Below are 10,439 nucleotides of genomic sequence, written 5' to 3' on the forward strand. Positions count from 1 at the left end.
AAATCTATATCATTAAGTTTCAAAGTTTCAATATCATGCTTATCTCTATCTATATTATCTACATATGAATTAAATATTGCTTCACAAAAACTTTCTTTATCTGGATGTCCATTTACAACTAATATATTCATAACATCTTACCTCCCATATGTTGTACAGATTTATATTATCATTTTATATCATATATTGCAATACAACAAAAGGCTATTGCAACCTAAGTCACCCTAAATCAAAAAAATTTCTTTTAACTTTTTAACATTTTCTTGAACTAAATCCATACTTGTTCCATTTAATTTTTGCATTTATACTCCTTAAATTATTTGATTTATATTCCATTTGTTAAAATTACTACATTTATTTCATCTTTATTAGTTAACACTTAATAATTAAAAATCATAGAAAGTCATAAAATTACTTACAATTTTACAACAAACTATGATTTAGAATTTTAAATTTAATATATTATAATTCTTTTACTTCTAATTTATAATCTTTAGGCAATTCTACGACTACATCTTCACCCATTCCAACTGGGAATTTTAAAGTATATTCTATTTCTTTTCTATTTATTTTAAGTTTACCAGCTAAAGTATTAAATTCAATATATGCTATACTTCTATCCATATATTTATTAACAATATAAGCTGTAGCTAGAGTAGCATTACTTGATAGTTCTTTCTCCCCTTCTTTTGTAAATACTTTTAAATCATAAACTCCAAAAGATTTTCTAACAACAAAAGTAGTTTCTGGATATCCATTTTCTTTTGCAATTTTAGCCATAACTTCATCTTCTGGTAAACTTACACAAGGTATAACAGATATAAGTCCATCTTTAACATTCAATACATATTGTGTCATTTTTATTCAACTCCCTTAATTCTTAATTAAATATTTCTATAATAATTATACCAAATTATATAATTAAAATCTATAAAAATTTAAAAATAAAAAGTAGATGCTATTTAAATAACACCTACCAATATAATTAAAGTGAATCGTAAACTTTTTTTATTCTATTTAAAGATTCTTCTATATATTTTTTAGGAATCCCCAAATTTAATCTTATAAAATTTTTAGAATTTTCTACAAATTCATTACCATTTTCAACTATAACTCCAACCTTAGCCAGTTCCTCTGTCCACCAATTAGCATCTTTACCAGTTTTCTCTAAATTTATCCAAGCAAGATAAGATGACTCCATTGAAAACAATTGAAAATTCTTTAATTCATTTTCAATATAGTTTTTCAAATATATATAATTTTCATAAATATATTCAACTAAATCATCTAACCACTGTTCACACTCTCTATAAACTGTAATAAGAGATATTAAACCTAATATATTTGGAGAAGTTATAGAATTTTTTTTCATACCTTTTTTCAATTTTTCCCTTATATCATCATTAGGAATTATACTATATGATGTTTTTAGTCCACCTAAATTAAATGCTTTATTAGGAGAAGTTAAAAATATTAAATTATTCAAATATTCATTTTCTAATTTAAGTGAACTATTATGATTATTAGAAAACACCATTTCTGAATGAACTTCATCAGATACCATTATAACCCCGTATTTATAACAAATCTTAGCAAGTTTTTCTATTTCATTCATTGTCCAAACTCTACCACTAGGATTATGAGGATTACATAATATATATATTTTAGGTTTATACTGTATAATCTTTTCTTCCATATCCTCAAAATCAATATAATATCTTCCATTCTCAATTTTCATAGGACTTGTTACTATATTATTCTCATTATTTAACGCTGCATTTTTAAAAGGTTCATATACAGGAGTATTAATTAATACATAATCACCTTTTTCTAAAAACACTTGATTCAAAACATGTAAAATTCCTACTGTACCATAAGATATATTTATCCATTCTTTTTTTACATTAACACCATGTCTTTTTTTTTGCCAATAAATTATAGAATCATAAAAATCAAAAGTTAAACTAGTATATCCTAAACTTCCATTTTGTATATACATAGTTAAAACTTCTATTAATTTATCTGGTAATTTAAAATCCATATCCGCTATCCATAAAGGTATAAAGTCAACAGGTGTATCCTCACATATATTTGATTTAATAAGATTATAATCCCATTTACGTCTAATATCAAATGAACGTTCAACTTTCTCATCAAAATTATTAATCTTCATCTACTTCTAATTTCCCTTGTTTTATCATTTGATTTCTATAAATTACATTAACAACCGCTATTATTATAGAACCTACAGCTATCCCTAACATATAAGCAGGTAATCCTGAAACCAAAGGCCAAGCCCATATAGCACTTTCAGGGAACCATTGCACTGAACCTAATACCACGGCTGTCATTGCTCCTATAACTGAAGAAATTACATATAAAGGTATAACAAACACAGGATTTTCCAAAGCAAACGGTATTGCTCCTTCTGATATACCCATAAAAGCCAAGAACATTGAAGTTTTACCCGCATTATAAAACTCTTTATTATATACTTTTCTACCAACTAATTTCTTATCTATTAAAGTAGATAATCCCAATCCGATAGAAGGTACAACAACCGCAATATTTCTAGCAGTTATAGGTAATATTTTTTCAGTTGTAAATCCTATAGCCACAAAACTCGCTGCTTTATTAACTGGACCACCCAAGTCAAATGCAGTGGCAGCAGATACTATTAAGGCATAGGCATATTGTCCTTGCTTTCCTGCAAGTTCAAGAGTATTTCTAATACCAACATTTATTAAACCACCAATAGGAGTAATTACAAATATCATTGCAACCATACACAATATCGCAGCAAGTAAAGGTATTAAAAATGTTGTTTTAAATGCTAGCCATTTTTCTCCCATTTTAATATTTTTATTCATCCATTTAACAGAATATCCAATAAATATAGATATTATTATAGCACCAAGAAATCCACTAGGAACAGGTGTTACTTTATCATAAGCACCATCTACAAGAGAGATTATTTGTATAGGTTTATTAGCAACATATCCACCAATAAATCCTGCAGCAAGAGCAGTTTTACCACCTATAGAATTTGCAACAAAAGCAGCAAACATAGGTATCGCAAATCCAAACAATGTAAATCCAAAACTTTCCATAAGTGAGGCAAATTTTAATAAACTTAAATCAAAACCTGTAAAATCACCTGATTGAATTGCAGAGAGTATAGATACTGATGGATCTAATTTATAAATTACATAAGGTATAACTTGAGAAAATGCTCCAATTAAACCTCCCATTATTAATATAGGAATCATATAAGAAATACCTGTCATAATATGCTTATAAAAAGCTTGCAATCCTGAAACTTCTTTTCCTCTTCTTTTAACAACTGCCATTTTTATTCCTCCTTAATTTTCTTCTAAGATTTCTTCTAATATTTCTTTTGCTTCTCTTATAGCCTCTTTTAAAGTTACCTCATATACATCAAAATCATCAAAACGTTCTATACCTTGAGGTGTTATAGCTACTGCATGAATTATTGCATCAGCTTCCTCTATATCCTTTCTAGATAATTCATTTTGAATTCCATCTGCACCTTGAGTCTCAATCTTAATATCAACTCCTAATTCTTTCGCTGCATTTTCCAATGATTCAGCAGCCATAAATGTATGTGCAATCCCCATAGGACAAGCACAAATCGCTACGACCTTTTTACTCATTTTCTTCCTCCCATTAACTATTTAATATTTTATAAATTTCATCAATATCATTTGATTCATTTAACTTATTTCTAAAATTTGTGTTCATTATTTTAACAGAAATCTCTTTTAATACTTCTATATGTTTATCTGGGTTGTTTTTAGGAACTACAATAAGAAAAACTTTATTAACTTCTTCTTCATCTTCTTCCCATATAATATATTTATTTAATTTACAATATACTATATAACTATCATCAACATTATTGGACTTAGAGTGTGGTATAGCCACTCCAAATCCAAGTACTGTATTATCTATTTTTTCCCTTTCTAAAACTTCTTTAAATAATTTTTCAGTTTTATTATCGTCCAATTCCAAATTTTTTATCATTTTAAATATAAGATCTGTTTTAGATATATTTGTATCTTCTATTAAAATATTTTTTCTTTCTACTATTTTCATAATTACCTTCCTAAATTTGATTTGAAGTAAGATATAAGTGCTTTATAATCTTTTTGCTCCTTCATTTTACTTTCAAATTCTTTTAATCTTAACATACTATTAATATCTAATATTGCTCTAATATGTTCATCCTTATCCCTTGTTGCAAGGGCTATAACTATACTAATATCACTACCAAAAAATTTAATAGGTTTTTTAAGAGTAATAAATACAAAACCCGTTTTTTTAACCATATACCCAAGTTCACCATGAGGTAATATCGTTTCATCCCCCACCAAAATATATTTACCATATTTTTCAATTTGCTTTTTAAGAATATTTTCATATCCACTTTCCGTATATCCATTATCTTCCATGGTATTAGCTATTAATTTTAATAAATTATCTATATTATCAACTTCAATATTTAAAATCGTATTTTTTTCATTAATAAATTCGTATATATGTTTTTCATTGTTATACTTAATTATATCATTATATATATAACCCTTAAATTCCTCACGCATAAGATTTAATATAGTTTCTTGATCTTTATTTTTATTTTTTTTTATAAACTCCAAAAGCCTACTTTCTAATATTTTAGAATTTCTTTTTAATCCATATTTTTCAAGCTTCAATATATCTTCACTTTTAAATATTGGATTAACTTTTATAACATCATGAGTCTTAGTATTAAAATCAATAGTTGTTACAATTAAATCTACATCTTTGATTTTACTATAATTTTCTAACTGATTGTATGGAATATTATCTAATATCTCAACATCAAAATTATTTATAAGAGCATCTTGTATAAGTTTTGAAGTAGAATAACCGAATCCACACACTATTAAAATTTTAATTTTAGAATTTTCTTTTAAATCGCCCAATCTATCTAAAGCTCTTTTTACCATTATCGTAATATAGGCTATCTCTTCATCTTCTAAACTAATATTAAATATATCTTCTACACATTCAAATACAGTCTTTGTTTTTAAATAAACATCTTCATATTCTTTTTTAACTTCTTTACTTATACTTTCTCCTAAATAAAGTTTATTATTTATTCTATATAAGCAAGGTTTTAAATGATGTATTAATTCTTTTCTTAATATATCATCTTCTCTAAGTTCCTTATTAAATTCATTAGACAAACCTTCCATTAATCTATCCACTAAATTTTCTATATTTATCCAATTTAAAAAGAAAGAATATTTATCATTAAAATTATATAAACCTAGATAAAAATCTGTTAAAACCTCAACATCAATCTCAAAAAAATCTTTATCAATAAAGTATGAGTATAATTTTTCATATTCTTGAGTATTAACCAAAAATGATTTATTTGACACATCTAACGATTCAAGATGTTTTCCCATATTATTTCTATTTTTTGATATATATATGTATAAAAGTATTATATCAAAAGTATCATCATTTATTTTTAAATTATCTAGTTTAAAAAAATCTTTTAATAATTTCTTACAATCATCTTTTTTAACGCTAAGACTATTTAATTTTTTTTCAATAAAATTAAATATATATTTATTGCTTTTAATTTCATTTATTTGATTTATTATGCACTTTCTAATATTTAATTCACTTCCACTTAATATATACCCTTTATTTGTATGACTTACTTTTATGCTGTATTCTTTAAGCAATTCATTAATATTTTTTATATCATTTCTAATTGTAGCTTTACTCAATAAATACATATCTGATATTTCATCTAATTTAAATTGATTATTAAATAATAAAATATCAAACATAATCATTTTTGATCTTTCCAAACTATTAAAGTTATATTCCTTCAAAGGTATTTCTTTAATACATTCTCTACATCTCCTTTTAGTTATAATAAGAGTAACATATGAATTTCTGATTTCTATAAGTTCTAGATTAAAATAATATACAAATAATTCATTAATACTATTTATATCATACCTCAACATTCTTTCCGTTATATTCAAATGAACAGAAAGCTCATTTAAAGTTACATCTCCTTTGTCAATTATGATATTAATTATTTCTAGTAATCTAGAGTTTAACATTTTATCTCCTCTCTACAATAAAGTATATCTTCATTGAGTCCATTTTCAAGATTTAAAACATTTCAATTTATCATGAAATCAATTTTGTTTTAAAGTACATCATATATTATTTTGAAAAAAAAATCAAGAAAAATTTTTATTTTGAAATATATTTTCAATTTATTTAAAAATTATATAAATAAATAAAATTTCAATTTATAAAAAAAAACTGACCCTAAGGTCAGTTTTATATTTATCCAAGTCTTTGTCTTGCATCACTTGCTCTTTTTAAAGCTTCACCTACATAATTAATACAAAGCATTAACACTAATATTAATAATGAAGCTGGAAGCCATACCCACCATTTGTCAGCTAACACTCCTGGATCTGTTGCATAACTTACCAATATCCCTAAAGACGGTGTTGAAGGTGGTAATCCATATCCTAAGAAGGTTAATCCTGTTTCAATTCCTATATTACCTGCAAATGATAGAGTTAAATCAACTATGATAATACTAGATATATTAGGAAGTAACTCTCTAAAGATTATAACAAGATCACTAGTTCCCATCGTTTTAGATGCACTTATATAATCTCTTCTAACTTCAGATAATACTTTACCACGTATAAGTCTTGTAGTTCCTATCCAATAAAATATTGACATCATCATTATAAATGTAAATACATTATATTTAGGTACTATAGTTGCAAAAACTATTATCAATAAAGTAGTTGGCAATATACTTATAAAATCTATAATTCTCATTGCTATATTTTCAACTATTCCACCATAATAAGAAATTACAACTCCTATTGCAATACCTATAAATTCTGTAATTATAGTAACACATACACCTATCAATATTGAATTTCTTGCACCTATTATCAATTGTCCTAATATACTACGTCCTCCATAATCTGCTCCAAGCCAATAACCTTCCATAGGTGCAGCATATTTATCTAACAATTTAACTTTCATAACTTCATTAACATCTAAAACAAAAGATGCTGAAATAAATATTATAACTATAAGAGATACTAATAAAGTTAGAGAAAACAAGGCTAACTTATCTTTCAAAAATTCTCTTTTAATTATTTCAAATGTTGAAGGAACAAAACTTTGTTCTTCAATATTATTATCTTTTTCTAATTCAATTTCATTTTTAGTTTCCATTTTCTCCTCCTTTACTCTATTCTAATTCTTGGATCTACTATCATCAATATAATATCTGATAATAATGAACCAAGTAATGTTAAAAATCCAAATATTAATAATAAAGTCGTTATCATAGAATAATCTCTTGATGATATAGACTGTATAGATAATTGTCCCATACCAGGATAGTTAAATATAGTTTCTATGAATATAGATCCTCCAAATAATCCTGTTATAACATATCCTAAAAATGTTGCTATAGGTAATACTGAGTTTCTAAATATATGTTTTGAATAAACAACCGATTCTGGTACACCTTTAGATCTTGCAGTTTTAACATAATCTAAAGATTTAGCATCTATTATTTCATTTCTTAAATATCTTATAGTTCCTGTAGTTCCTAATAAAGCATAAGTAATTGCAGGAAGTAATAAGTGATAAATTTTATTTATTGCATAACTTAAAGTTCCTGGAATATAACCTATATCAACCGATCCCCCTGTAGGAAATACCCTTAATTTATACCCAAATAAATATACCATTAATAAAGATAAAATAAATGTAGGTATAGCAAAACTTATAAAGTTATATATAGTAACTATTTTATCTAATCTTGAACCATTATATCTACCACTTAATATACCTATAGGTAAAGCTATAGAATACATTAAAACAACTGAGAATAATGATAAGAAAAATGTATTATATATTCTTTCACCTATTATTTGAGTCACAGGTAATTTAAATGTATAACTAATCCCAAAATCTCCTTGTAATAACTTTTTAACCCAATTTAAATATTGTACAAATAAAGGGTCATTTAATCCTGCTTGTTCTCTCAATCTTTCAACAGCTTCAGGTGGTGTTGAAGGACTTATTAAACCACTAAAAGGATCTCCTGGCATAAGTCTAGCTACCATAAATACTATTAAACTTAATATTATTAACTGAGGTATCATTAATAATGTTCTTCTTAATACAGTTTTCCACATTTTTATTTACCTCCCTTATCAAGTGCTACAAAATGTTCTTTTTTCGCATCTATCTTAATCAAGTCAAAAACTCTACCATTTTCATCAAAATAGTCTCTTAAAGATTCATTATACTCTATTTCAACTTTTCTTCTAAAAATACGTTTTTCTTCTCTAACTGATGGATCTACATCAGGTATTGCAGCTATTAATCTCTTAGTGTATATATGTACCCCATTTTTATATATATCTTCTTTTGACCCTGTTTCAACAAATCTTCCTTTATACATTATAGAAATATGATCACACATATGCTTAACTACTCCCAAGTCATGTGATATGAAAATATAGCTTAATCCTAATTGTTTTTGTATTTTTTTCATATAATTTAAAACTTGTGCTTGAACAGATAAATCTAATGCAGAAACTGGCTCATCTGCTATTATTAATTTAGGATTTGTTGCTACTGCTCTTGCAACCCCTAATCTTTGTCTTTGACCACCACTAAACTCATGTGGATATTTAACTATGTTATCTTCTGTCATTCCTACTATTTCTAATAATTCACAAACTCTTCTTCTTTCTTCTTCCGGAGTAAAGTTTTCAAAGTTTTTTAAAGGTTCTGATAACAAATCTAAAACTCTTTTTTTAGGATTTAAAGATGACATTGAATCTTGGAAAATCATTTGTATATTTTTTCTATATAAAGATTTTCTAGGTATTTTATTTAAATTTATATTTTCACCTTCAAATATAACATTACCTGAAGTAACTTTTTCAAGACCAATAATAGATCTTCCTATAGTTGATTTTCCACTTCCTGATTCTCCAACTAAACCATAAGTTTTACCTTTTTCTAAAGTCATGCTAATTCCATCTACAGCTCTAACATAATCTTTTATAGTATTAAAGAATCCACCTCTTATAGGATAATGTACTTTAAGGTCTTTAATTATCATTAATTCTTCATTCACCTTTTTACTCACCTACCTTTGAAAAATAAAAGTTTTTATAGCAACTACATCTTACAAAATGTCCATCTTCAACTTCGTGTAAACTTGGATGATCTTCATGTTCAGATTCAGCTATCCAAGGAATTCTTTCTCTAAATCTACATCCTTGTCTTGGTAAATTTTTAAGAGAAGGAACTGTTCCATGTATAACATATAAATCTTCATCATCATTATCTTTGTCCATTTGTGGTATAGAGCTTAAAAGTGATCTTGTATAAGGATGTTTAGGATTATTAAATAAATCTTCAACTTTTGCAATTTCAACTACTTCTCCTGCATACATAACAGCAACTCTATCAGCCATTTCTGCAACTACTCCTAAATCATGTGTAATAAGTATAATACCTGCACCTATTTCATTTTGTAACTCACGTAATAAATCTAATATTTGTGCTTGTATCGTAACATCTAAAGCCGTAGTTGGTTCATCTGCTATCAATATATCTGGTCTACAAGAAAGTGCTATTGCTATTATAACTCTTTGACGCATACCTCCTGATAGCTCATGAGGAAATTGTCTCATTACTCTTTCTGGATTATCTATACCTACTTTTGCTATTAGTTCTTTTACTCTTTCTTGCCTTTGTTCTAAATTTAAATCTGTATGGTATTTCATACCCTCTTCTATTTGTTCCCCTATTCTCATTAACGGATTTAATGAAGAAAGCGGATCTTGGAATATCATCCCTATTTTATTACCTCTTACTTGATTAAATTGTTGTTCATCAAAGTCAACTAGATTATTTCCTTCAAATAATATTTCTCCCTTTATATCAGTGAATAAAGGATTATGTAATCCCATTATAGCTGTTGCTAATGTAGATTTACCACAACCAGATTCACCAACTATAGCAAGAACTTCATTTTTATTTAAAGTTAAACTTACATTGTCAACTGCACTATAGTATTTATCTTTTATACGAAAACTTGTTGTCAAATTCTTTATTTCAAGTAATGTATCATTGCTCATAAATTACTCCTTTCAATAAAATATTCTTAGACTTATATTTTACTACATTTATTATTTTTTTGCTAGTACCAATTATCATATATTATATATATGATACTCATAAATATTATATATGATTATTCAAAATATATCAATACTATAGTATATAAAATAAAATATGCACTTCTATAAAAAGCGCATATTAATAATTATTTTATTTTT

10 protein-coding genes are annotated in these 10,439 nt (G+C 25.9%); all 10 read right to left on the reverse strand.

Annotated features, from left to right (window positions below):
- Positions 1 to 462 precede the first annotated feature (462 nt).
- Complete coding sequence (locus ACWYO2_RS02850) at positions 463 to 858, reverse strand: PhzF family phenazine biosynthesis protein (RefSeq protein WP_455514987.1); 396 nt, start codon at positions 856 to 858, stop codon at positions 463 to 465.
- A gap of 127 nt (positions 859 to 985) precedes the next feature.
- Entirely contained in the window at positions 986 to 2,173 is a 1,188-nt protein-coding gene (locus ACWYO2_RS02855) for a MalY/PatB family protein (RefSeq protein ID WP_455514988.1), read from the reverse strand.
- Positions 2,163 to 3,350, reverse strand: coding sequence for a PTS fructose transporter subunit IIC (locus tag ACWYO2_RS02860; RefSeq protein WP_455514989.1), 1,188 nt, complete (start codon positions 3,348 to 3,350; stop codon positions 2,163 to 2,165). Before ACWYO2_RS02860 ends, ACWYO2_RS02855 begins: the two co-directional genes overlap by 11 nt.
- Positions 3,351 to 3,362: 12 nt before the next feature.
- Positions 3,363 to 3,674 carry a PTS fructose transporter subunit IIB gene (locus ACWYO2_RS02865; protein ID WP_455514990.1) on the reverse strand — a complete coding sequence of 104 codons (312 nt, stop codon included), beginning with the start codon at positions 3,672 to 3,674 and terminating at the stop codon, positions 3,363 to 3,365.
- A gap of 13 nt (positions 3,675 to 3,687) precedes the next feature.
- Complete coding sequence (locus ACWYO2_RS02870) at positions 3,688 to 4,116, reverse strand: PTS sugar transporter subunit IIA (protein WP_455514991.1); 429 nt, start codon at positions 4,114 to 4,116, stop codon at positions 3,688 to 3,690.
- A 2-nt stretch (positions 4,117 to 4,118) separates the two neighbouring features.
- Positions 4,119 to 6,149 carry a BglG family transcription antiterminator gene (locus ACWYO2_RS02875; RefSeq protein ID WP_455514992.1) on the reverse strand — a complete coding sequence of 677 codons (2,031 nt, stop codon included), beginning with the start codon at positions 6,147 to 6,149 and terminating at the stop codon, positions 4,119 to 4,121.
- Positions 6,150 to 6,381: 232 nt separating this feature from the next.
- A complete protein-coding gene (locus ACWYO2_RS02880) occupies positions 6,382 to 7,302 on the reverse strand; it encodes an ABC transporter permease (protein WP_455514993.1) in 921 nt (306 codons plus the stop codon).
- Positions 7,303 to 7,313: 11 nt separating this feature from the next.
- Positions 7,314 to 8,276 carry an oligopeptide ABC transporter permease gene (opp4B, locus tag ACWYO2_RS02885; RefSeq protein ID WP_455514994.1) on the reverse strand — a complete coding sequence of 321 codons (963 nt, stop codon included), beginning with the start codon at positions 8,274 to 8,276 and terminating at the stop codon, positions 7,314 to 7,316.
- 2 nt (positions 8,277 to 8,278) lie between these two features.
- Positions 8,279 to 9,214 (reverse strand): ATP-binding cassette domain-containing protein, encoded by a 936-nt coding sequence (locus ACWYO2_RS02890; RefSeq protein WP_455514996.1) that lies wholly within the window; start codon positions 9,212 to 9,214, stop codon positions 8,279 to 8,281.
- A 19-nt stretch (positions 9,215 to 9,233) separates the two neighbouring features.
- Positions 9,234 to 10,238, reverse strand: a complete 1,005-nt coding sequence (locus ACWYO2_RS02895) for an ABC transporter ATP-binding protein (RefSeq protein ID WP_455514995.1) — start codon at positions 10,236 to 10,238, stop codon at positions 9,234 to 9,236.
- Positions 10,239 to 10,439: the final 201 nt, after the last annotated feature.

The sequence above is a fragment of the Pseudostreptobacillus sp. genome (genome assembly GCF_977040545.1).